Consider the following 22,443-nt stretch of genomic DNA (forward strand, 5'->3'; position numbering starts at 1 on the left):
AGGTGTTGAAGGACCGCCCGGACTTTGAGACGATTGCGGTAGCCAATCCGCCGGGTGTATCGCCGACTGGCTTGCGGATTGCGGTGAACATGCTGCTGGGCAAGCAGGTAGACAAGAGCAAACTGGGTGGTGCGAATGGTTTGTCGTTCGTCATCCCGGTGCCGATTGTCATTACCAAAGCGAACCTGCAGCAAGGGCTGGACATCTGCAAGGATAAGCCGGATGCCTACCTGCTGGACGGCATCATGACCGATCAGGAAGTTCTGAATACCTTCTTCTTGAAATAAACTATGAGTGTGTCGCTTTCTGCCCGCAATATAGTCAAGCGTTATGGGGGTGTGGTTGCGCTTTCTGACGGGAACCTGGATATTCATTCAGGTGAAGTAGTTGCACTGATCGGGGCAAATGGAAGCGGCAAAAGCACGATGAGTAAGGTCATCAACGGAGTAGTTGTCCTCGATGGAGGACAACTACTCCTTGATGGTAAACCCGTGCGCTTCTCTTCCCCGCAGGCAGCTCGCAAGATGGGCATAGCTACCGTCTTTCAGGAACTCAGTCTGGTCCCCAAAATGACGGTAGCGGATAATATCTGGTTGACGCGCGAACCGCTGAAAACCAACGGGATGATTGACCGCAAGGTGATGAGAGAAAAGACGGAGGCCTTGCTGGATCTATTCAGCGGAACCTTCAAAGCTGATTTACGACCGGAAACGCTTGTATCCGATTTACACCCGGATGAAAAACAAATTGTAGAAATCTTGAAAGCCATCAGCCTCAATCCAAACATTTTGATTCTGGATGAGGCAACCGCCAGCCTGGATAGCCGTCAGGTGGAGCGTTTGTTTGAACTGGTAAAGCGCTGGAAAGAAGAAGGTAAAGCAATCGTTTTTGTCTCTCACCGCATGGAAGAAATTTTCCGAATAGCAGATCGTTATAGTGTCCTGCGGAATGGTAAAACGGTTGGGCAGGGGGACATCAAAGATATAACGGAGAAAGATTTGATTCAACTGATGACCGAAAAAGAAAAGGTCTTTCAGTTCACTAAAGCAGCCGCTGCTGAAGAAACAAACGGAGTGGATCATCAAGTTTACTTAGAAGTTGAAAATCTGACTACCGAAACCCTGCGTGGAATCAGCCTGAAGGTTAAGCAGGGAGAATTGCTGGGAATTGGCGGTTTACAGGGGCAAGGCCAGCGAGATTTACTGCTGGCATTATTTGGGGATATTCCCTACCAGGGTACGGTTCGAATTAAGGGTGAAGTCGTGCGGTTCAAGCATCCCCGCCAGGCGATGCAGAAAAAACTGGCGCTTGTGCCGGGTGATCGGGCAAAGGAAGGGTTGCTCTATATTCGCTCGATACTGGAAAATTTTTTACTGCCATCATGGCAGAAATATGGATTTCCGCTCAAGATGAAACTTGCAAAGCGGGATGCTCTGGCAATCAGTGAAAGGCTGAGTCTGGTCATGTCTGGCTTGATGGCTCCGGTCAGCAGCCTTTCGGGCGGTAATGCCCAAAAGGTGGTTATTGGAAAATGGCTGTTGCGTGATCCGGATTGTTACCTGCTGGATGACCCGACCAAGGGGGTGGATGTCAACACCAAAGCCGAGTTTTATGCTTTGCTGACCGATCTTTCACAGCAAGGGAAATCCATTTTGTTTTACAGCAGCGATGATGATGAATTGATTGGGCTATGTGACCGGGTGATTGTGCTTCATGATGGAAAAATTCGCGCTGAACTGAAAGGCGCTTCTTTGACCAAGGAAAATCTGATTGCTGCCAGCATGGGCGTTTCCAATGGAGGTGAGGCATGAAAAGGTTTTCCTGGGATGAAATGATGAACCGCTATCCCGCCTTCTTTGCAATCCTCTTACTGGTTGTGGCGCTGATCATCAACTTAATCTTGCAGCCCAACATGTTTGCCCGCGATACTTTGAACAGCAACATGCGTGTTTTCCTGCCGATGATTTTGCTGGCTGCCGGGCAGGCCGTTGTGATTCTGGGCGGAGGTATTGATATTTCAGTGGGTGGAATCGTTTCGATTGTTAACACCATTCTGGCAACGCAGGTTGGATTGAACGGATCGCCGGAAAAAATGTGGGCGTATGTTTTAGTTTCGCTGGCAGCGGGTATACTGGCGGGGGCGATCAATGGTTTCTTCATTGCTTTCCTGCGCTTACAACCGATTATTACCACCTATGCTACCAGTTTCCTGTACGTCGGTTTTGCTTTGTTCATCCTACCAAACCCGGGCGGCGGCATTCCAGCCGATATTGCTAACGTGTACCGAAACACAACGCCTTTGGGTTTGCCGCTCGCCTTTTATGTGATTGCGGTCGTGCTGGTGATTTGGATGTACATCCGATCAACCCGGTTTGGGAATTACCTCTATGCGGTTGGGGGGAACGCCGAAGCGGCTTATGAAACAGCTGTTCCGGTAACCTGGGTGCTTTTCAGTACCTACGTGGTTTCCGGGTTCATGGCAGCACTGGCGGGGATTGCCATTACGATGTTGAGCGGTTCGGGGAATGCCGAAATCGGTGTGCCGATGACGTTGACTTCCATTACAGCCGTCGTTATTGGCGGTACCGCCTTGAGCGGCGGTGTTGGGGGAGTGGCAGGCCCGGTGGTGGGTGCGATTACGCTGGGGATTATTCAAAACATTATTTCCTTTTCGCGGATTGATACCTGGTGGGAGACTTTTGTCAAGGCAACCATCATTGTGGTGGCGCTGGCGGCTCCCGGTATGATCAATCTGCTGCGGAGGAAAAAATTATGAGAAGGTTGAGTATTTCACCTCCTGTTGCAGCAATTTTGCTTGCAATCATCCTTTTCCTGCTTTCGGGGTTTTTGCCAAACGGTTTTGGTAATGATATAAATGTTGCCATTGCTCAGGCTACCAACATTGTGCGGCTGGCGGTGTTTTTGGGGGTGATTGCAGCCGGCCAGACACTGGTCATCATCAGCGGTTTTGAAGGGATTGATCTTTCGGCGGGTTCGGTGGTGACTTTAACGGCAATCCTTACCTACGTCACCGTGAAAGGAGAGGATGATAAAGTCCTGCTGGCATTGCTGATTTCACTGGCGGTAGGCGCTTTGATCGGTTTCGTGAACGGATTGGGGATTACTTTCTTAAAAATATCTCCATTTGTAATGACGCTGGGTATGTCCGGTGTGGTGACCGGCCTGATCATTATCATTAATCACGGCAATGTGAGCGGAAAAGTGGCTCCCATTATGACGCGCTTGATCGCCCGTCCATTCTCTTCCAGTATTCCAATACCCAATGCCATCATCATCTGGATTATCTTTGGGATTCTGATGTGGCTGTTATTGGAACGAACAACTTTTGGTAAGCATTTGTTTGCAATCGGTGTTAACCGGGTGACTGCCAAGCTTTCCGGAGTCAATGTAACCGCAACCAATCTGGCGGTGTATTCGCTGGCAGGTGCACTGGCTGGATTTGGTGGATTTCTGGTGGTAGGCAATACGGGTGTGGTGTTCATTGCGCTGGGACAGCCGTTCTTGTTTCCTTCTATCGCAGCCGTGGCAGTGGGTGGCACTTTGCTTTCGGGAGGTAAAGGCAGTTATTGGGGCACAATGGCGGGTGCCATCGTGCTGACCTTGATTACCAGCCTGTTGACAACCATGCAAATGCCCGATTCCGTGCGCAGGATGGTTTTGGGTGCAACGCTGCTGGTCATGATTTCAATTTATGGCAGGCAGCGCGGTTTCAGACAGTAAATTTTCTCACTTCAGGAGGTAAGCCATGACTAAGACAGTTAAGGTTGGCATGATTGGGGCTGGATTCGTCAGCGATATCCATGCACATGCTTTCAAGCATTATGTTCACAATGCAGAAGTAGTAGCTGTGGCCTCCCCAAATCGGGCAGGGGAATTTGCCAGAACCCATGGCATCCCCAATGCGTTCAATGACTATCGTGAGATGTTGAAGATGAAAGAAATTGATGTGATCACGATAGCTATCCCGAATTACCTGCACTGTCAGGCTGCGCTGGATGCAGCGGCGGCCGGAAAGCACATCATCTGCGAAAAACCGCTCTGCAAGACGCTAGAAGAGGCTGACCAGATGATTGAGGCTGCTCAAAGAGCGGGTGTCCTGCTGATGTATGCTGAGGAATTATGTTTTGCGCCCAAGTATGTACGCGCAAAGCAGCTGATTGAAGAAGGTGCTTTGGGTGAACCGTTCCTGGTCAAACAATCCGAGGAACATGACGGACCACACATGCCCTGGTTCTGGGATGTGAACCTTTCGGGTGGGGGTGTGCTGTTAGATATGGGTTGTCACTCGGTTGAATACGGACGCTGGGTGTTTGGTAAACCCAAAGTCAAAAGCGTTACCGCTTATTGCAACACGTTTGTCCATCATAACCGCACCAAAGGTGAAGATCACTCGATTATGGTGATCGAGTACGAGGGCAACAAGATCAACATTGCCGAAAATTCATGGGCAAAAGGCGGCGGCGTGGATGACCGCTGTGAGATTTATGGCACAAAAGGCAACACCCGCGCCGATTTGTTAAAGGGAAGTTCGTTGTGGACTTACAGCCAGGAAGGGTACGGTTATGCCGTGGAAAAAGCCGGTACGACCCGCGGCTGGACGTTTACCATGTTCGAGGAGGTCTGGAATTATGGCTTCCCGCAGGAGATGCAGCATTTTGTCAATTGCGTGCTTGGAAAAGAAGAACCAATTGAAACCGGGGAAGACGGGCGCGAAGTGCTGAAAATTTTGTATGCTGCTTATCAATCCGCCGGAGAAGGCCGACGGATTGAGTTTCCGTACAATCCGCCGCAGGTTGAAAAACCAATTGATTTGTGGCGAAAATTCTAAATCTTTATTGGAGGTATCATGACAGTCATCGATGTGAAAACAATCAGTTATGAACAATTGGCCAAGGTAATTGACCATTCATTGTTGCGTCCGGAGTTAACTTCTCAGGAGGTGATTGAAGGGTGTCAACTGGCAGCCCGTTACCACGTGGCGACCGTGTGTGTCAAACCCTGTCATGTGCGGTTGGCAGCCGAGCAATTGAAAGACTCGGATGTGCTGGTCAGCACGGTGATTGGATTTCCGCACGGCAGCAGCGTTACTGAGATCAAGGTAGCCGAAGCACAGCGCGCCATGGATGACGGGGCGGTGGAGCTGGATATGGTGCTCAACATTGGCGAGCTGCGTTCCGGCAATGATGATTTTGTTTTCCAGGACATTAAGGCCGTATGTGATGTGGCTCATGCGCGTGGGGTAAAAGTCAAGGTGATTCTGGAGAATGCCTATCTGACGGATGAGCAGAAAGTGCGCGGATGTCAGCTGGCTGAAAAAGCGGGTGCCGATTGGGTGAAAACTTCGACCGGCTTTGCCCCCGGCGGGGCAACCCTGGAGGATCTGCGTTTGATGCGACGCTCGGTCAGTGAGAAAGTGCAGATCAAAGCGGCTGGCGGGGTGCGGACACTGGATGCGCTGCTGGCAGTGATTGAAGCCGGGGTAACCCGTTGCGGAGCCACAGCAACCGCGAAGATTCTGGATGACTTCAAAGCACGTCTGGCTGGTGAACAAACCTCTACCGGTGAAGTGAAAATCGGTGGGGAGTACTGACAGGGGAGGATGATTATGACACCGCAACAAAGCAAATCCACGATAGGCGTTGGGGTTGCCGGTACTGGTTTCATTGGGCCTGCTCACATCGAAGCCCTGCGCCGTAACGGGATTACCGTGCTTGGTTTGGCTGAGAATACCCGCGAAAAAGCGCAACAGAAGGCAGCCGAAATGGGTATTCCGCGCAATTACGGCTCGCTGGAGGAAATGCTGAAGGACGAGGATATTCAGGTTGTCCATCTGGCGACCCCCAATTATCTCCATTATCCTCACGCCAAAGCGGCGCTGCTGGCTGGCAAACATGTGGTCTGTGAAAAACCGCTGGCAATGAATACCCGCGAATCGGCGGAACTGGTGCAGCTGGCAAAGGAAAGCGGTAAAGTCAATGCAGTGAATTTCAACATCCGCATGTATCCTCTGGTTCAACAGGCGCGCAGTATGGTGCAGAGTGGTGAATTGGGGGATTTGTTCATTCTACAAGGTTCGTATTTGCAGGATTGGCTGTTATTCCCAACGGATTGGAACTGGCGGCTTGAACCAGAATTGGGCGGAACGCTGCGCGCGGTGGGTGATATTGGATCGCACTGGCTGGATTTAATCACTTTTATAACCGGATTGCGTGTAGTCGAAGTATTTGCGGATTTCAAAACCATGCATCCGGTGCGCAAGAAACCTGCCAAACCGGTCGAAACTTACACAGGTAAGATTCTCCAGCCAGAAGATTACGTGGATCAACCCATCTTTACGGAGGATTATGCAACGATTCTGCTGCACTTTGAGAATGATGTGCGGGGTGTCTTAACAGTGGGGCAGGTTTGTTCAGGGCGAAAAAACCGCCTGTTTTTTGAGATTAATGCCTCAAAATCCTCGCTGGCATGGGATTCGGAACGCCCCAATGAATTGTGGGTGGGTCATCGCACTCAACCCAATCAGATTATCATGAAAGACCCGGCGCTGCTTTCACCCGAAGCTCGCGCGGTAACTTCCTATCCGGGTGGTCATAATGAGGGTTTTCCGGATACTTTCAAGCAACTTTACCATAAGGTGTACACCTATATCCTGAACGGGGATTACAGCAAGCCCCCTGATTTTCCAACTTTTGCCGATGGTCACTACGAAATGCAATTGTGTGAAACCATCGAACGCAGTGCCAAAGAAAAAGTCTGGACCAAAGTCTAATTTGAAATGGAGGGAACGATGAAACTGGGATTTTTTACCGCCGCATTGCCCGGCAGTACGCTGGAAGAGGTTGCCCGTTGGGGGGCAGAGAGCGGTTTTCAGGCGATTGAAATTGCCTGCTGGCCGCACGAAAAAGCCACCCGCCGTTACGCGGGGGTGACCCATCTTGATGTTGTCCAGCTGGATCAAGCCAAAGCCAGAGAGATTCGCAAAATGCTGGAAGGCTATGGCTTGATGATCTCATCCTTAGGTTACTATCCTAATCCCCTGCATCCTGATCCTGAGCACCGCGAAACAGTGATTGCCCATCTTAAAAAGGTGATTGATGCGGCGGCTTTGCTGGAAGTTGGCATGGTGGGTACATTCATCGGGAAGGATAAAAACAAAACTGTGCCGCAGAATCTGGAAGATTATGCGCGAATCTGGCCGCCGATTGTGCAATATGCAAAGGAACGAGAGGTGAAGATTGCCATTGAAAACTGCCCGATGATTTTCTCGTATGATGAGTGGCCGGGTGGTAATAACCTGGCCAGCACACCGGCCATCTGGCGAAGGATGTGGGAGATTATTCCGGAAGACAATTTCGGCTTAAATCTTGATCCCTCTCATCTGGTGTTGCAAATGATTGACTATGAGCGGGTTGTACGCGAATTTGCCACTAAAATCTTTCATGTTCATGCCAAGGATCTGCATATTGACCGCGAAGGGCTTTACAATCACGGGGTACTCTCACAAGGCATGGGCTGGCAGGTGCCGCGTTTACCCGGTCTGGGCGATATGGATTGGGGGAAGTTCTTTGCAGCGTTGACAGCGGCTCGCTATGATTATGTCGTCAGCATTGAACATGAGGATCGAGTCTTTGAAGGCAGCGAAGAGCTGGTCAAGCGCGGATTTTACCTTGCGCGAGATGTGTTGAAACCCTATATCCACTAATCTCAATCTGGTCAAGGCTGTGCCCGGCGAGTGTTGGCCTGTCGGGCACAGCTCTCCTGAATAATCAATTTCAGAATAAATAGTTATGAAGCGATATATTGGCTGTGACTTGGGCGGAACCAACTTGCGTGCGGCAGTGGTGGATGTGGAAACCGGTCATGTCCTCTTTCAACAAAGCGTTCCGACGTTGGCACGCGAAGGGCATGATGCGGTAATGCAGCGCATGGCAGATTTATTTCTTGCGATGATTGAGACTGCCGGACTGGTAACAGAGAATATAGGCGGGATTGGTATTGGCGTGCCGGGCGTGCTTGACCTTGAAAAGGGTGAAACGCTATTCCTGCCCAACCTGCCCGGTACCTGGCCGCATGTGCCCCTGCGAGATGTACTGCAACAAAAAACCCGCTTACCGGTTGCACTGCTGAATGATGTGCGTTCGATCACCTTTGGGGAGTGGCGTTTTGGAGCCGGTCAGGGTGTGGATACGGTGGCGGTGCTGGCAATTGGTACCGGTATTGGCGGCGGCCTGGTGATTAATGGACAATTGCATTTGGGGATTGGGGGAACGGCTGGTGAACTGGGCCACATGGTGATTGATTTCAACGGCCCGCGTTGCGGCTGTGGTAATTACGGATGTCTTGAGGCGTTTGCTTCCGGGCCGGCAATTGCGGCAATGGGTATGAAGGCTGTTGCACAGGGACTGACCACCAAAATCGGCGAGTTGTGTGCTTATGACCTGAACGCCATCACTCCTGCTTTGATTGCAGAAGCGGCTCTGAAAGGAGATGAGATTGCCTGTGAGATTTACCAACAGGCCGGCTTTTATTTGGGGGTAGCGGCTTCCAGCTTGTGTGCCTCGGTCAGCCCTCGGCGGATTATTGTGACCGGCGGGGTTGCTCATGCTGGGCGGCTGCTACTTGACCCGATGGAAAAAACGATGCGCGAGCGGGTGCACATCATGCCGGTTGAACAGGTGGAAATTGTGCCGGGGCGGCTGGGAGATCATGCCGGGGTGATTGGGGCGGCCTGTTGGGCGGCGAAGCGGCTGGGTTAGCCAGCGGTTATTTGCTTATCATTTTACTCGCAGCGAAATGTCAATGTGATATAATTTGGCTGCAAGGCAAGCCAATGCCGCCGGGGCCCGTAGCTCAGCGGCAGAGCGCGCGGCTCATAACCGCTTGGTCGAAGGTTCGAATCCTTCCGGGCCCACTGCTACAAGATTGGTCGAACGTCCCATCAAGGGATGCCTTTCGAATCCTTCCGGGCCCACTGCTACAGGATTGGTCGAACGTCCCATCAAGGGATGCCATTCGAATCCTGCCGGGCCCACTGCTACAGGATTGGTCGAACGTCCCATCGAGGGATGCCATTCGAATCCTTTCGGGCCTACTGCTACAGGATTGGTCGAACGTCCCATCGAGGGATGCCATTCGAATCCTGCCGGGCCCACTGCTACCGGATTGGTCGAACGTCCCATCGAGGGATGCTATTCGAATCCTGCCGGGCTCACTGCTACCGGATTGGTCGAACGTACCATCGAGGGATGCCATCCGAATCCTTCTTGCACTACATAAACCTACTTTTCGAGCGAAAACCTTAACAAAACCTTAATTTAATAGATACAGAGAATCGCCTAACACTCCCTATAATAGAAAAAAGGAAGATGTTAAAAGAAAAAGGTAGGTGAAGCAGGTTTCGCCAATGTTTACGCACCATATAGCGATGGCGGTTTCACTATGTCTTGACAAAAACCAGATACCTTGATGCAAAATAAAAAGAAGTAGGTTTTTTCCTGGTGAGTTTGATGTGTCTGTGAAAAGCTGTATCTTTAATGGCGGGGCGAGATGTTTTTTCTTCCCTCGATCGTTTGTTAATTGGAACTACAGGGATCTTGAAAAATTTTCTACCATCTTTTTTTGGGTTTTTACAGGACGGATGATGTATGACTGTGAGGAAATATTATGATTACAAAAATTGCACGCTATGGATTGATGATATTCCTTGTCCTGCTTGGACTGGGTGGGTTGATTGAAGGTACTACCCTGCTAACTGATCCAGGCGGGGCGGAGATGGGTTCATCAGCAAGAATATTAGGAAACTTGCCGATTATCGATTTCGTCATCCCCGGTTTACTGTTAATAGCGATAATGGGCGTAAGTCCGCTGGTGATAACCTATGGAATATGGCAGCGCTTGAGTTGGGCCTGGGCTGCGGCTCTGGTACAAAGTGTTCTGCTCATTTTGTGGCTTGGATTGCAAATTTTGCTTTGGGGAACACCAATTCTCAATCATTTGGTTTACCTCATTTGTGGTGTATTACTCGTGATTTTGTGTTTATTGCCGGGAGCAAGACTTGGGCTTGAAAAGCCCACCGCACCTCCACTGCAACGCGAACCTGACCTTATCGAGCTGGAAGCGCAATTTACAAAAGATACCGATCCGGAGCGTGCCAAAAACCGCCAATTTACCAATACGCTTCGTTCTGGAAGGGGTTGAACGGAACTCGAAAAATCTGCTCCTACCGTAGCAGAGCCCTAAGGAATGCAGCCAACCAGCCATTCCCTGAAATAAAAAAGGAGTAAATTGTTTTCGGAGACTAAGCGGTTACGGTTTGGGGTGTGCTGCAAAAAATTTCCATATAAGATCAGAGGCGGAAATAGATTTCGTGGGCTGGTCCGCATCTGGACGGCCTGATGAACGTCCTCCCGGCCAGGCATGTCCGCCACCGATGATCGTGTAGAGTTCCACAGATGTGGAAGCCGCACAACCGCTCCAAATCTGGTGCTGAATGTCATCAAACGTGGTCAGTTGAGGCTGAGAAGCGCAATTGTTGAAGGCTGTCCAAAACTCCACCGAATCTTGTACCGAGGTAAAATCCACGCTGAGACGGGACTGAGGACCTGCGCCGCCGTTGTACAAAATGTGCTGATCTTCCGTGCCATGGAACATGATGACGGAAATGGGATGGGAAGGGTTGCAGGGAATGGTATTAAGCGTCCCAGCCACCGGCGCAATGCCGGCGAACAGGTCGCTGGCCTCACAACCCAACCGATGCGAGAGCAGTGCACCGTTCGACATACCGGTTGCGTAGATGCGCTTTGGATCAAGGTTTATCAGCGTCTCCAGGTCTGTTACAATTGCGCGAACAAAACCAACATCATCTACTTTTCTTTCATAGGCATAACCGCAGCAGTTACCGGCGTTCCAGGTCAGTAGTTTATCGTCGCTCAGGCGGCCTGTGCCGTTGGGGTAAGCCACAAGAAAACCGTGCTGATCGGCCACTTGATGAAAGCCGGTCATCTGAATGGCATTTTGCGCATTGCCTGTTCCGCCGTGAAAGACGAACACCAATGCAGGCGGTTGATTCCAGTTGAGCGAGGTGGGTACATACAGGATGTAACTGCGTTCTCTGCCATCATGAATTATGGTTCGGCTGATTTCACCGGCTGGTAAAGCGGGTGGGGGCGAACTGGTTGCCGTTTCAACAGGCTGCATGGAAGGTGAAGGTGCGGCAGGCTGGGATTCAGGAGGAGAAAACCTGCACGCAAGGGCGAGAAAGATAAGAAGAGAACCAAGAAACAGGAAGTGTTTTCGCTTCATAGCCTTTTTCTAATGAATGGGAGTTTCTGCCCGATAGAGATGCCATTTGGCCGTCAGGGGATTATCTCCTTCAATGACATTATAAAAGACCCATACCCGGGATGCTCCTACGAAGGGTTCAGGCTCGGCTTTGGCGGTTACAGAATCGCTTAACAGCCATTGTCGTTGGGGTGACTCAAACAGTGTAGAAAGCCAGATCTCACCTGCTTTAGCAAAGGTCACGTCCCAAAAACTTGTTCCAGCTTCATTGATTTGATACACCGTATATACTTTACCATTAAACTCAATCGGCTCATTGGATTGCGCCAGAGCAGGATTTGTCAACCCTGAAGTGGTTGGAATGATTATCTCTCTTAAGTGAAACTCCGCTTCTCCTGCCCCCCGAACGTAGACATGGTTACGTGCTTCGGCGTTTATACCGGCCAAGAGAATTTCTTGACCATTATACAACCATGAATAGGGATCTACCTTGTTACCTGCGTCATGGGTCACGGCCTGAGGCGCAGGATATGGCTGGGTCAGATCCAACATTCGGATCTGAACGATGCCATTCTCGTCTTCAAACCCATAGGTGAGTGCAGGTTTGTTCTTCATCCAGCGCACAAAAGCGGAATCTAGAGGTGCAAAACCGCGAAACGGGCGTTGCTGCCGCTCGATCACATTCACCTGTGAAGGGTTGTCCAACGAAATGTATTGTAATTCGAACCAGTCATTTCCCCGATTTGTGCCTCCAGCGGGAACGGATTCATTTTTGATCCAGAAAACGAAACCACCTTGTTGCTGTGGCAGGATGGTGGGGTAAATTGCCCGCCGTCTCAGGTCAGGGGGGGTGGACAATTCTTGTATCTCACCGGCATTGGGGGCGGTTGGGCGGACGAGGAGTAACTTACCTGTCCGGTCCATGCCAACATAATAAACACCCATTGCATCCATGCCGGGATTAGCGCGCCCGAGGACGGTACCTTCAAAAGCGCGGAAACCTTTACCGTCGGCGGGGATCAGTTCCCCCGTTTGAGGATTGACACCACAATGCCAGACAATCCCGTTACCCCTGTTATCAATCGTTTCGAACCAGACCATGTACTGATTGTCAGCAGTAAATTCCACGTTGGAATAATTGACATCGGCGTTGCCAACCTGAACCACCTGCGGCTTGAACTCAGCCGAGGGTGTGGAAAATGCTTGCAATGGAGTTTGTGAAATGACACTCGGCGTTGAAACAGTGAAACGACAGGCCAGAGACAGCATTGTAGTAAGGAAGAAACAGATGAACAATCTTTTCATATTCATAAAGATAAACATTAATTTTAGTTTTTTTATTATGAAGATTTTAAGATAATGTGAAGAAATTTTCATCCTGTACACCATATTACTCAGTCAGGATGACGACTAACCATTCGCATCCTGAGCGGGTGATATCAAAAGGGGCAGGGTGGTTTGTAACACTGGCGAGCCGAAACCGGTATGATTTGCTGAATCTCGAGTACGATGCTTTTCTTTGAATTTTACCCAGCGGATTAACCCCAAAATCACCGTTTTTCTCCCCTGGCGGGGGATGGAATCAGCGTGAGTTCTGGCTTAATATCAAAACGATGATGCTTTCGACGAGTGTTTCGGCAGGGATATGTGTGTTGGCGGGCAGCCGCGACAGGCTGAGCGATGCGGCTACCTCTCTGCTGGCTGAACTGGCGCTGCGCGGTAAGGTGCTGGTGTTCGACGGCGGTAACCGTTTACAGGCTTATCCGCTGGCGCGTGCCCTGCGCGAACGCACCACGCGACTCGATCTGCTCAGTCAGCGGCTGCTGATTCGGCGCGCCTTCACTGCCTATCAAATGTTGACGCTGTTGGAAAGTACCCCCGCTCTTACTTCGCCGCTGGTCATTCTTGACCTGCTGGCAACTTTCTACGATGAAACGCTGGCGGTTGGGTCAGCGCGCTGGCTGATCCAGCGCTGCCTGCAACAGATTGACCGCTTGCAGAATCATGCGCCGGTTTTCATTCTGCTGATTTCTTTTCCTACATCCCAACGGCGCTTTTTACAGGAGATGGTTTGTAAAAAAGCAGATACGCTTTTTGTTGAGCCGCAGACGTCTTCGTCCTTTGTTCAGCCATCTCTGTTTAAGGGGTAAAACAATGGGTCGCACTGTTCCAACCGTTACCTGTCAGTTGAATGAAACCGAAGCCATGCTGCAAAGTTTTCGGCGCACGCTGCGGCGCAGCGATCAGGCTCTGCTGGATGGGCTGCTGGCATCCGCCCGCCGTTATGTGGCAGCCATCTCAGCCAGCGGCGCGTTACTGCCCTTTGAGTCAGCGTTGCTGGCAATGCTGGTCGAGCAGGCGCGCCAGATTGCTGCTTTGCAGCAAGAGGTCAGCATTTTGCAGGAGGAACTGGTGCGGTTGCGTGATGGGAACGGTTGAAAAAATTGGCTGGCTGATGGATGTTTACACCCGCCCAAGCGGCGAACTGGTGTGCTGGCTGATAAGCGAGGACGGGCAGCGTTGGTTGTTAACGATGGCGTTTCCGGTCACGTTTTGCGTGGCTGGTAGCCTGTCTGTGCTGCGACAGGCGTGGCGATTTCTGCAAGGGCGCGGTGCAGGCTGTTCGCGGCAGGTACGCCGTGACCTGTTTGAGGGAGAACGCACGGTGCTGGCAGTAACGGTGGATTTGCCGGGCCGGCTGCCAGAAGTGTACCGCCGCCTGGCGCAGGCTTTTCCGGGACTGGACTACTACGATGCCGACTTGCCGCCCTCGGTGCGCTTTGTTGCCAGCACAAAGGTATCGCTGGTGGGGCGCTGCCGCTTTGAAACGGATGGGCAGCAACTACTGGGATTGCAGCCACTCGAATCGGCGTGGGAGATGCAGCCTTCGCTGCCGCCTCTGCGCTTGATGGAAATAGATTGTGACCAAGACCCGGCACTCCATCCGCCGCAGCAGATCGTGATTCGCTGTGCAAAACGCTGCTATCGCTTTAGCCTGCAACCACTGCGGGCATTTCTGGTCAACTTGCAGGCGCTGCTGCGGATTTACGACCCGGATGTGATTCTGACCCGCTACGGGGATACCTGGCTGTTCCCCTTCTTAAGCGAAACAGATCCCTTGTTTAACCCCAACCGCGACGAACAGATGAAAGTTGAATTCCGTCGTGAGCGCAGCCTGTTTGCTTACGGACAGGTGCTTTACCGCGGAGCGCAGGCATTGCTGTTTGGGCGTTGGCACATTGACCGTTGCAATGCTGCCCTGTTTGGGGAGATTGGGCTGGCGGGCGCGCTGGAACTGGCGCGGGTAAGCGGTTTGGGTGTGCAGGAAGGGGTGCGAAAATCACCCGGCGCCGGAATTACCGCTATGCAGATGCAAACTGCCTTGCGGGACGGCGTGCTGATCCCGGCGGTCAAACAGCAAGCCGAGTCGGCACGCACCCTCAGCCGATTGATTCGCTATGACCGCGGCGGGATGGTCTATCAGCCGCTGGTGGGGGTGCACTGCCATGCGGCCGAGCTGGATTTTGCTTCGATGTACCCCGCTATTATGGTGCGTTATAACATCTCGCCCGAAACGTTGAATAAAAAGGATGCGCCAGCCGGCTTGATTCCACGCACCCTGCAACCGCTGCTGGTCAAGCGGTTGGCGCTCAAGCACTGCCTGCGTACGCTCGATCGGCGCGACAGCCGCGTCAGCGAGTTGAAAGCCCGCCAAACCGCGCTCAAATGGCTGCTGGTGGTGTGTTTTGGGTATTTGGGGTACAAAAATGCCCGCTTTGGGCGGGTGGAGTCGCATGAGGCGGTAACCGCCATCAGCCGCGAACTGCTATTGCAGGCAAAAGAAAGCGCCGAAGAAATGGGCTTCAGCGTACTGCACATGTATGTGGACAGTCTGTTTGTGCAGCGGGAAGGAGCGCAGAGTGAGCAAGATTTTATCCCGCTGGTCGAGCAAATTCAGCAACAGACCGGCATTGGAGTTACCCTCGAAGGGGTGTACCGCTGGCTGGTGTTTCTGCCGGCACGACGTGACCGGCGCATCCCAGTTGCAAACCGCTATTTTGGCGTTTTTGAGGATGGCACATTGAAATACCGCGGTATAGCCATGCGTCGGCATGATACCTGCCAGTATGTAGCCGAAACACAACTGGATATTTTGCAGTGTCTGGCGCAGGCGGATGATCCCCGTGAACGTTGGAGGGAGGCATGGGCGCTCGTCAACCAGCGGGTGAGGTTGTTGCAGCGCCGGCAAGTGGCAGCGGATGTGCTGCAAATGGCAGTTAAACTCAGCCGAGACCCGCAATCTTTCCGCCGTCCTTCAGCAGCAGCACAGGCCGCCCGACAGTTACAGTCACAGGGGGTTGCGGTGCGCGCCGGTATGCGGCTTTTTTTTCTGGTTTAGCCGGCAGGGGGTCAGTGTTACACCCCCCGGCGCCGATGAGTTAGACTGGAATCGCTACGCACGCCTGGTTATGCAGGCTGCCGCAGAGATGCTGGATATCCTGCAGCCGGTGCGGGAGGTTCGTCAATTCCACTTACCGTTGAGCAGGTAAGCCCTGTTTTTCAAGTTTTCAAAACAATGCGCGCATCTACGATCTGCAGGCCGTGTTCAAATACCAGGGCAGGGTTGAGGTCAATTTCCAGAATTTCCTCGCAATCCATCATCAATTGAGACAGGCGCAGCATGGCATCCACCAGTGCAGCGCGGTCGGCGGGCGGCTGACCACGAATTCCGCGCAGTAAGCGTGCGCCGCGCAGCTCATTCAGCATTTCTTCAACATCTGCGCGGCTTACGGGCGCAAGGCGGATGGCGATATCTTGCAGGGCTTCTGCGTAAATACCACCCAGACCCAACAACAGGACAGGGCCAAAGGAAGGATCGCGTTTGGCGCCCAGAATCATCTCTCTGCCGCCGTTCAACATTTTCTGAATCAGGAATTGTTCGGGCGGTTCAAGCCCTTGCTGGCTGAAACGCTGTTCCATTTCCAACATAGCGGAAGCCAGCAGGACTTGATCGGGGATATTCAGTGCAACAGCGCCAACATCAGTTTTATGCGTCACCTGTTCAGAGATGGCCTTGACCACGACCGGGTAACCAATGCGCGCGGATACCTCAACAGCCTGCGAAAGATTGTAAACTTTTGCCCATGGCGCTACCGGTAAACCATAGGACTCACACACCTGCATGGCCTGATCCAGCGCCAGCAAAGCGGAAGACTTGCGACTGATGACCCAATGGGCTTTGCTTTGGGCGTCATTTGGCAAGAATAAGGCAGATGTTGGAGCGGTGCGGAGCAGTTCGAGGCGGCGGTAATGATCACGAGAGGCAGCCAGCGCCTGAATGGCTTCATAGACTTCGCTGAAAATTGGAAAGCCCAAATTTTGTTCCAGATAGTTAAACTCACTGGTTTCGGTGAAGTAGCAAAGCGCAACGGGGATGTGATGCTGCTGACTGAGGGACTTTATTTTTTCGGCAACCTCGCGAGCAATCGGAATCGTTTCGCGGCGATAGTTAAAAATCAGCAAAATGGCGTCCGCTTGATTGAGCCGGATGGCTTCCTCGATCAGGACAGGATAGGCTTCAAAGTTAAAAACGGTGCCTAAATCCAGCGGGTTCATGCGTTCAATTACGTTGACGCGAAAGAAAGGCTGCGCTTTTTCGATCAATTCATCACTGTAAGGCGGCAGCTCAAACCCAAACTGACTGGCACAATCTACGGCTATGATGGCATGACCTCCGGAACGTGAGAATACTGCCAGACGGTTGCCGCGCACCGGCGGAAGCACAAACCCTTTGCTGTAGATCATCATTTCCCGAAAGGTCATTGCACGGGTAATCCCAAATTGTCGAAAGGCGGCATTGACAATTCCTTCATCGTTTGCCAGTGCTGCAGTGTGTGATTGAGCTATTTTAGCGCTGGCCTGACTGGTATTCGATTTATAGACAATGATCGGTTTGGGAGATTGAGCAGCCAGTTCTACCAGTTGCCGGCCTTCTACAATACTTTCGAGGTAGAGCAGAATAACCTGTGTAGCCGGATCATTGACCAGATAGGCCAGGTAATCACTTTCTTTAAGGTCAACTTTATTACCCACGCTGACCGATTTGGAGATGCCCAATCCGGCTGCAGCAAGCATGTCAATGCAGGTCAAAACCACACCGCCGCTTTGAGAAACCAGCGAAATTGTGCCTGGGCGGATTTCCTGTGGATCGGTTGGGACAAAAATGGTACAAATGCCGCTTTCCGTGCAGATGATGCCGATGCAATTTGGGCCAATGAGGCGCATACCCCATTTTTGGGCAATCTGGTGAATCTTCTTCTCCAATTTTGCGCCTTCTTCTGAAAATTCACTGAAACCAGCCGATTCGATCACAGCATAACGAATTCCATGAGCGCCTAATTCATCCAGTAACCCCGGCACCGTTTCCGCCGGAGTGAGGATGATGGCTAAATCCAGCCCAGCCGGTAATTGTTTTACGGAGTTATAAATGGGACGATCTAAGGTGTAACCTTCATTTCGTCCAAGCAAGTAAAGTTCTCCCTGATAACCAAACTCGATCAAATTGTTGGCTATATGGCGGGCAAGGTTATCTGCTTTGTCGGAGACCCCGACGACAACCAGACTGCGCGGATAAAAGATTTGATTCATGTTTTTCCTCGTGAAACTTGCCGGCATTAGGCGACAAAGGTTTGTGACTTTGAGTTTATTATGGCATAAATTGCCTTTCGATAACTCTCGCGGCGTTTAAGTTTGGAAGAAAAACCATTAATAGGGATGATTAAGGCTGATCCAGCGGAGCGCCGTTCAAACTCGCGCTGAGAGTAACAGGGGTTTGACCACTCAGCGCTACTTCTGTAAAACACATTTGACGTGCAAGGCGAATCAGGTCGCGGATGGTTTCGGGGGATTCCCCCGATTCGACCTGGATTTCGATTTCGAAGCCGTCACAGAATGCTTCGGCATCACCGCGCAGCACCGAGCCCTGTTCCCGAAAATGGGCGGTTACTTTGACGATTTCCTTTTGAATGTTCAATTTCTTTTTGGACGCAACCTGCGTCACATGGGAGATCAGTCAAAGCGCCATGCCGGAAACAAAATAGGTCAGGGGTGTTGGGGCTGTGCCTTCACCGCCGGGAATGTAGCTGCCCTCATCACTGATGAAGGCAAACATACGCCCGGTTTCGGGCTGCCCGGCAATGACTTGCTTGCGCCATTTTTCGATCGAACTCGCGGTGGCTTCAACGACAATCTTGCGCTGGTGATCTTTACGATTTTCCACAGGATTCCTCCGGCAGTAGTTCTGGTTAAACAGACTATACCACGAATTTCTCTTTGAAATATTTATCTCTTTTTTATACACCTTTTACCCCGTCCTTATGGTCAAAATCATTAAAACGGGGCATCATATCTTGCGGTTGTCATACATTTACAAAACTTTATAAACCCAAGAGAGGTAGTATGAAATTCAGAGACCGTTTGATTTTGATTATTACGCTAATTCTGGTGTTTGTAATGGGGGTCAATACGGCCTGGATGGTAACACAGGCACGCCAGTCCCTTTTGGAACAGACCCGTTCCAATGCCGTGGCGCTGGCAGAAATGTTTGCTCATTCGGTGGATTTTGCCAACCGGATACCGGGGGAAGTGGACCGGATTGTTGGCAGGCAAATGGTCACACAGGCCAGAATCTCGGCCTATTTGATTGATGCAGCATTGAAAGCCGGTTTGAGCGAAACTCAGATTGAGGACATGCTGCGCGCTATTGTAGATACCACCGATCTGAAAGAGTTCTGGATCACCGATGATAGTGGCACGGTGATTTATTCCAATTTTGATGTCCCCTTTGCCTTCAGCCCCGATCCAAACGAGCAGCCGCAGGCATATGTATTCTATCAACTCATTCAGCAGCAAAACGGAGAGGTGATTCAATCGGCGCAGGTGCGTGAACTGGATTCAAAGCTATATAAATATGTGGGGGTTTCCGGCGTGGACAGCCCGCGCATTGTGCAAGTGGGTGTGGAAGCAACCTATCTGGATGAGGTGACGCGCAGCATGAACCTGCAAACCCTGGTGGATAAGACGGTTTCCGTAAAGGATGTCAATGCTGTCGCCGTTAAAGTAGCAGAGCAGCCGGTCGTTTTCAGCGCTCGTCAGGGTTTCTCGCAATCCGATCTATTGAGTACCGATTGGGAGAACAGCGTTGAGCAAGCATTGAGCGGCGGCGAGGTGGTTGTAGATGAAATCCCCAATGCATTGCGCGTTGTTTATCCGGTTAAGACCAGTTCCGGTGAACAGGCAACCATCACGGTATTCATGAGCACGGCCGGCGTAACTCAGCAGGTTCGTCAGACTTTAATCACAGCCGTGATTGCCACGCTGATTCTGCTGGCTATCAGTCTTGTATCAGCCTTATTCATTGCCAATACCATTACCCGCCCGCTGGGGGTGATTGAGAAAGCCGCCGATCAGCTGGCAGATGGTGATCTGGCTTTCTCTGAAGTCCAGCAGAAGCAACTGGAAGCCATTTACCACCGCAAGGATGAATTGGGCACGGTTGGGCGCGCCTTTCAGCGCTTGGTTGGCTACTTCACCGAAATGATTGAGGTTGCCAACCGATTGGCGGCAGGAGATTTAAGTTTTTCAGTCCAGCCGCGTTCTGAGCGGGACGGCTTGGGGCAGGCTTTCTCCACCATGATTTCCAGCCTCAAGTCCACTGTTTTGCGTCTCTCTCAAAGCTCGAATGAACTGGATAAAGCCTCGGCAGAACTGGCACATTTTGCCGAACAGGTACGGGTAGCTTCGGAGCAGATTGCCCAAACTATGCAGCAGATTGCCATGGGGTCATCCCAGCAGGCCGAATCGGTTCAGCGTACGGTCAGTTCCGTGCACCAGATGGCGAATGCCATTGATGGTGTTGCTAAAGGCGCACAGGAACAGGCCAGAGCCGTCACTTCTGCATCGCAGGTTTCCAATCAGATGGGGGAGAAGATGCAAAGTGTGGCTGAAACGGCTACCGAAGGTGCGCAAAACGCCGTCAGTGCAGCGCAGGTAGCCCAAAACAGCGCAGAGACACTCAATCAGATGATCCACGGGATGCAGCTGATCAAAGAAAAAGTTGATCTCTCGATGGAGCGGGTTAAGGAAATGGGCAGCCGCTCTCAGCAGATCAGTGTCATCCTGGAAACGATTGAGGATATTGCCAATCAGACCAATCTGCTGGCGCTCAATGCTGCGATTGAGGCTGCCCGCGCCGGCGAACACGGTAAGGGTTTCGCGGTTGTAGCGGATGAAGTCCGCAAACTGGCTGAGCGTTCAGCCCAGGCAACCCGCCAGATCGGCGAATTGATTTCCGAAATTCAAAAAACGGTGCATGAAGCCGTTGAAGCGATGAGCCTGAGCGCCAAAGAGGTTGAAAATGGTGTGGCACAAACCCATCAATCTAATGAAGCCCTGATGCGTATTTTAGAGGTTATCGAACAGGTGCGTCAGCAAGCCGAGGGCATCGCGGTCGCTGTTAAGCAGATTTCCGGTTTTTCGAACGAGTTGATTGATGTCATGGATTCGGTATCCTCGGTGGTCGAGGAAAACATTGCCTCCACCGAAGAGATGTCGGCCAGTTCAAGTGAGGTTTCTGAAGCGATGGAAATGATCGCCAGCATCAATGAAGAAACCAATGCTTCGATTGAGGAAATCAGCGCTGCGGCACGCGAGATGAGCCAGCAGGTGCAGGATGTGACTTCGGCGGCCGTTTCGCTTTCGCAAATGGCGGCTGCGCTGCGCGGCCTGGTGGGTCAGTTCAAAGTATCGTAACCTGTTACACAAAAGAAAACGGCGGAGTTGAACCCTCCGCCGTTTTTCTTGCTTTACCCAACCTTTTTATTTTTCGGTGATTTCGACACCGTCTTTGAAGACGTGCAGAGGGGCTTCGTGATTCCAGATGGCTTCCCAAACTGAGTTAGCGTTGAGAATGACCAGATCGGCATTGCCACCTTCTTTCAAGCCGTAATTGGGGATATTCAGCGCCAGAGCGGCGTTGGTGGTAATCAGGTCGTAGAGGATTTCCAATTCTTCGCGGCTGGTCATCCACATCAGGTGAGCGGCAAGGAAGGCCACTTCCAGCATATTGTTGCGCCCAAAGGGATAGTAGGCATCGGCAATGTCATCCTGCCCGAGAGCAATGCGCACGCCGGCTTTGTAGAGCGACTTGACGCGGGCATAAAGCGGGCCGGTCTGCGGGTCAGAAACCACGCCAATTTGGGCGCGTTTGAGCAGGTATTCGATCTTTCGGTAATAGGGTTCCGGATAAAGGGCCATGGCGCGGGCGTGCTGGGCGGTTACACGCCCTTCCCAGCCTTCTTTGATAGTCTTGACCGCCAGCATTTCCAGTGTGCGCAGGGTGGGGTCGCCGGCATCGTCAATCAGCATCGAAACAGGTTTGTTGTACTTCTTTGCCAGGGCAAACATACGGTCAATGTGTTCCTGTGCATCGGCATCGGTGTATTCAATCCACGGAATGCCGCCAACCACATCCGCTCCCAATTTGAGGGCTTCTTCCACATAATCTTCTGCGCCGGGGTCGCGCACTACGCCGTCCTGCGGAAAAGCGACCACTTGAAGTTCCACTTTGCCTTTGAATTCTTCACGGGCGCGGATGAGGGCTTTTACCCCTTCAAGGCGGGCTGTGGTATCCGTATCGGCAAAGGCGCGGATGTGGGTGTTGCCAAAGCGAATGGCCAGTTTGACCGCTTTGCGGACGTTTTCGATAATCCATGATTCATCGTATTTTTCTTTAACCCGGGCAGCCAGTTCGATGGCGGTCATTGCTCCACCCATTGCCTCGCCCGTATAAGCCCCCAGCGCTTCATCGTCCATCATCGAAAGGGTGTAAACCTTGCAGAGGTGCAGGTGCCCATTGACGAAGGATTCGGTCACCAGATGGCCGTCGGCATCCACAACCTGCTTTGCGTCCCCCTCGATTTTTGGTGCGATGGCAGCGATTTTCCCATCCTTGATGCCAATTTGCACCAGCTCATTTCCCGAAAAGCGGGTTTTGGCGTTCTTGATCAGGTAATCCAAAGTCATTGTTCCCTCCGGAGTGTAGAAATTAAATTATCCTGCCCGTAGTTTGTACGGGCAGGATTT

At 51.7% G+C, this 22,443-nt stretch carries 19 protein-coding genes, 1 tRNA gene and 1 pseudogene; 15 read left to right on the plus strand and 6 right to left on the minus strand.

What is annotated here, in order from left to right:
- The 11 genes and pseudogenes from VAE48_RS02020 to VAE48_RS02070 form a co-directional block, all read left to right on the plus strand.
- Positions 1-287: pseudogene (locus VAE48_RS02020) on the plus strand (sugar ABC transporter substrate-binding protein); the annotation flags it as partial.
- Between the two features lie 3 nt (positions 288-290).
- Positions 291-1,811 carry a sugar ABC transporter ATP-binding protein gene (locus tag VAE48_RS02025; RefSeq protein WP_322791642.1) on the plus strand — a complete coding sequence of 507 codons (1,521 nt, stop codon included), beginning with the start codon at positions 291-293 and terminating at the stop codon, positions 1,809-1,811.
- Entirely contained in the window at positions 1,808-2,776 is a 969-nt protein-coding gene (locus VAE48_RS02030) for an ABC transporter permease (RefSeq protein ID WP_322791643.1), read from the plus strand. The genes VAE48_RS02025 and VAE48_RS02030 overlap by 4 nt, the downstream gene beginning before the upstream one ends.
- Positions 2,773-3,741: an ABC transporter permease gene (locus VAE48_RS02035; RefSeq protein ID WP_322791644.1), complete on the plus strand. Its 969-nt coding sequence runs from the start codon at positions 2,773-2,775 to the stop codon at positions 3,739-3,741. The genes VAE48_RS02030 and VAE48_RS02035 overlap by 4 nt, the downstream gene beginning before the upstream one ends.
- 25 nt (positions 3,742-3,766) lie before the next feature.
- A complete protein-coding gene (locus VAE48_RS02040; RefSeq protein ID WP_322791645.1) occupies positions 3,767-4,849 on the plus strand; it encodes a Gfo/Idh/MocA family oxidoreductase in 1,083 nt (360 codons plus the stop codon).
- Between the two features lie 18 nt (positions 4,850-4,867).
- A complete protein-coding gene (gene deoC / locus VAE48_RS02045; protein WP_322791646.1) occupies positions 4,868-5,611 on the plus strand; it encodes a deoxyribose-phosphate aldolase in 744 nt (247 codons plus the stop codon).
- 15 nt (positions 5,612-5,626) lie between these two features.
- Positions 5,627-6,790, plus strand: a complete 1,164-nt coding sequence (locus tag VAE48_RS02050; RefSeq protein ID WP_322791647.1) for a Gfo/Idh/MocA family oxidoreductase — start codon at positions 5,627-5,629, stop codon at positions 6,788-6,790.
- Between the two features lie 18 nt (positions 6,791-6,808).
- Complete coding sequence (locus VAE48_RS02055) at positions 6,809-7,723, plus strand: sugar phosphate isomerase/epimerase (protein ID WP_322791648.1); 915 nt, start codon at positions 6,809-6,811, stop codon at positions 7,721-7,723.
- An 85-nt stretch (positions 7,724-7,808) separates the two neighbouring features.
- Positions 7,809-8,777, plus strand: coding sequence for an ROK family protein (locus VAE48_RS02060; protein ID WP_322791649.1), 969 nt, complete (start codon positions 7,809-7,811; stop codon positions 8,775-8,777).
- An 83-nt stretch (positions 8,778-8,860) separates the two neighbouring features.
- Positions 8,861-8,932, plus strand: a tRNA-Ile gene (locus VAE48_RS02065).
- A gap of 752 nt (positions 8,933-9,684) precedes the next feature.
- The gene (locus tag VAE48_RS02070) at positions 9,685-10,218 is read left to right on the plus strand and encodes a hypothetical protein (protein WP_322791650.1); all 534 of its coding nucleotides are present in this window, start codon (positions 9,685-9,687) and stop codon (positions 10,216-10,218) included.
- Between the two features lie 108 nt (positions 10,219-10,326).
- On the opposite strand, the gene VAE48_RS02075 is transcribed toward VAE48_RS02070, so the two are convergent.
- Entirely contained in the window at positions 10,327-11,322 is a 996-nt protein-coding gene (locus VAE48_RS02075) for an alpha/beta hydrolase family esterase (protein WP_322791651.1), read from the minus strand.
- A gap of 9 nt (positions 11,323-11,331) precedes the next feature.
- Positions 11,332-12,678 carry a hypothetical protein gene (locus VAE48_RS02080; RefSeq protein WP_322791652.1) on the minus strand — a complete coding sequence of 449 codons (1,347 nt, stop codon included), beginning with the start codon at positions 12,676-12,678 and terminating at the stop codon, positions 11,332-11,334.
- A 236-nt stretch (positions 12,679-12,914) separates the two neighbouring features.
- Here VAE48_RS02080 and VAE48_RS02085 point away from each other — a divergent pair, with 236 nt between their 5' ends.
- The 3 genes from VAE48_RS02085 to VAE48_RS02095 are packed head-to-tail and all read left to right on the plus strand — an operon-like array spanning position 12,915 to position 15,700.
- Complete coding sequence (locus VAE48_RS02085) at positions 12,915-13,451, plus strand: hypothetical protein (protein ID WP_322791653.1); 537 nt, start codon at positions 12,915-12,917, stop codon at positions 13,449-13,451.
- Positions 13,452-13,455: 4 nt separating this feature from the next.
- Positions 13,456-13,740 carry a hypothetical protein gene (locus VAE48_RS02090; RefSeq protein WP_322791654.1) on the plus strand — a complete coding sequence of 95 codons (285 nt, stop codon included), beginning with the start codon at positions 13,456-13,458 and terminating at the stop codon, positions 13,738-13,740.
- A complete protein-coding gene (locus tag VAE48_RS02095) occupies positions 13,727-15,700 on the plus strand; it encodes a DNA polymerase domain-containing protein (protein WP_322791655.1) in 1,974 nt (657 codons plus the stop codon). Before VAE48_RS02090 ends, VAE48_RS02095 begins: the two co-directional genes overlap by 14 nt.
- Positions 15,701-15,861: 161 nt before the next feature.
- Here the strand turns inward: VAE48_RS02095 and VAE48_RS02100 are convergent, their stop codons facing one another.
- From VAE48_RS02100 to VAE48_RS02110, 3 genes are all read right to left on the minus strand, one after another.
- A complete protein-coding gene (locus tag VAE48_RS02100; RefSeq protein ID WP_322791656.1) occupies positions 15,862-17,949 on the minus strand; it encodes an acetate--CoA ligase family protein in 2,088 nt (695 codons plus the stop codon).
- Positions 17,950-18,079: 130 nt separating this feature from the next.
- Positions 18,080-18,334, minus strand: coding sequence for a hypothetical protein (locus VAE48_RS02105; protein WP_416181013.1), 255 nt, complete (start codon positions 18,332-18,334; stop codon positions 18,080-18,082).
- Between the two features lie 39 nt (positions 18,335-18,373).
- A complete protein-coding gene (locus VAE48_RS02110) occupies positions 18,374-18,580 on the minus strand; it encodes a hypothetical protein (RefSeq protein WP_322791658.1) in 207 nt (68 codons plus the stop codon).
- 179 nt (positions 18,581-18,759) lie between these two features.
- Here VAE48_RS02110 and VAE48_RS02115 point away from each other — a divergent pair, with 179 nt between their 5' ends.
- Entirely contained in the window at positions 18,760-21,111 is a 2,352-nt protein-coding gene (locus tag VAE48_RS02115) for a HAMP domain-containing methyl-accepting chemotaxis protein (RefSeq protein WP_322791659.1), read from the plus strand.
- A gap of 66 nt (positions 21,112-21,177) precedes the next feature.
- Here the strand turns inward: VAE48_RS02115 and VAE48_RS02120 are convergent, their stop codons facing one another.
- Positions 21,178-22,383 carry an amidohydrolase family protein gene (locus VAE48_RS02120; RefSeq protein ID WP_322791660.1) on the minus strand — a complete coding sequence of 402 codons (1,206 nt, stop codon included), beginning with the start codon at positions 22,381-22,383 and terminating at the stop codon, positions 21,178-21,180.
- Between the last annotated feature and the right edge of the window lie 60 nt (positions 22,384-22,443).

Source organism: Bellilinea sp., from assembly GCF_034432615.1.
Classification (GTDB): domain Bacteria; phylum Chloroflexota; class Anaerolineae; order Anaerolineales; family Anaerolineaceae; genus Bellilinea.

What these genes read in the sequence shown, in the direction of transcription:
- VAE48_RS02025 (WP_322791642.1), top strand. Translation starts at nt 291, where the DNA reads ATGAGTGTGTCGCTTTCTGCCCGCAATATAGTCAAGCGTTATGGGGGT.
- VAE48_RS02030 (WP_322791643.1), top strand. Translation starts at nt 1,808, where the DNA reads ATGAAAAGGTTTTCCTGGGATGAAATGATGAACCGCTATCCCGCCTTC.
- VAE48_RS02035 (WP_322791644.1), top strand. Translation starts at nt 2,773, where the DNA reads ATGAGAAGGTTGAGTATTTCACCTCCTGTTGCAGCAATTTTGCTTGCA.
- VAE48_RS02040 (WP_322791645.1), top strand. Translation starts at nt 3,767, where the DNA reads ATGACTAAGACAGTTAAGGTTGGCATGATTGGGGCTGGATTCGTCAGC.
- deoC (WP_322791646.1), top strand. Translation starts at nt 4,868, where the DNA reads ATGACAGTCATCGATGTGAAAACAATCAGTTATGAACAATTGGCCAAG.
- VAE48_RS02050 (WP_322791647.1), top strand. Translation starts at nt 5,627, where the DNA reads ATGACACCGCAACAAAGCAAATCCACGATAGGCGTTGGGGTTGCCGGT.
- VAE48_RS02055 (WP_322791648.1), top strand. Translation starts at nt 6,809, where the DNA reads ATGAAACTGGGATTTTTTACCGCCGCATTGCCCGGCAGTACGCTGGAA.
- VAE48_RS02060 (WP_322791649.1), top strand. Translation starts at nt 7,809, where the DNA reads ATGAAGCGATATATTGGCTGTGACTTGGGCGGAACCAACTTGCGTGCG.
- VAE48_RS02070 (WP_322791650.1), top strand. Translation starts at nt 9,685, where the DNA reads ATGATTACAAAAATTGCACGCTATGGATTGATGATATTCCTTGTCCTG.
- VAE48_RS02075 (WP_322791651.1), bottom strand. Translation starts at nt 11,322, where the DNA reads ATGAAGCGAAAACACTTCCTGTTTCTTGGTTCTCTTCTTATCTTTCTC.
- VAE48_RS02080 (WP_322791652.1), bottom strand. Translation starts at nt 12,678, where the DNA reads ATGAAAATTTCTTCACATTATCTTAAAATCTTCATAATAAAAAAACTA.
- VAE48_RS02085 (WP_322791653.1), top strand. Translation starts at nt 12,915, where the DNA reads ATGATGCTTTCGACGAGTGTTTCGGCAGGGATATGTGTGTTGGCGGGC.
- VAE48_RS02090 (WP_322791654.1), top strand. Translation starts at nt 13,456, where the DNA reads ATGGGTCGCACTGTTCCAACCGTTACCTGTCAGTTGAATGAAACCGAA.
- VAE48_RS02095 (WP_322791655.1), top strand. Translation starts at nt 13,727, where the DNA reads ATGGGAACGGTTGAAAAAATTGGCTGGCTGATGGATGTTTACACCCGC.
- VAE48_RS02100 (WP_322791656.1), bottom strand. Translation starts at nt 17,949, where the DNA reads ATGAATCAAATCTTTTATCCGCGCAGTCTGGTTGTCGTCGGGGTCTCC.
- VAE48_RS02115 (WP_322791659.1), top strand. Translation starts at nt 18,760, where the DNA reads ATGAAATTCAGAGACCGTTTGATTTTGATTATTACGCTAATTCTGGTG.
- VAE48_RS02120 (WP_322791660.1), bottom strand. Translation starts at nt 22,383, where the DNA reads ATGACTTTGGATTACCTGATCAAGAACGCCAAAACCCGCTTTTCGGGA.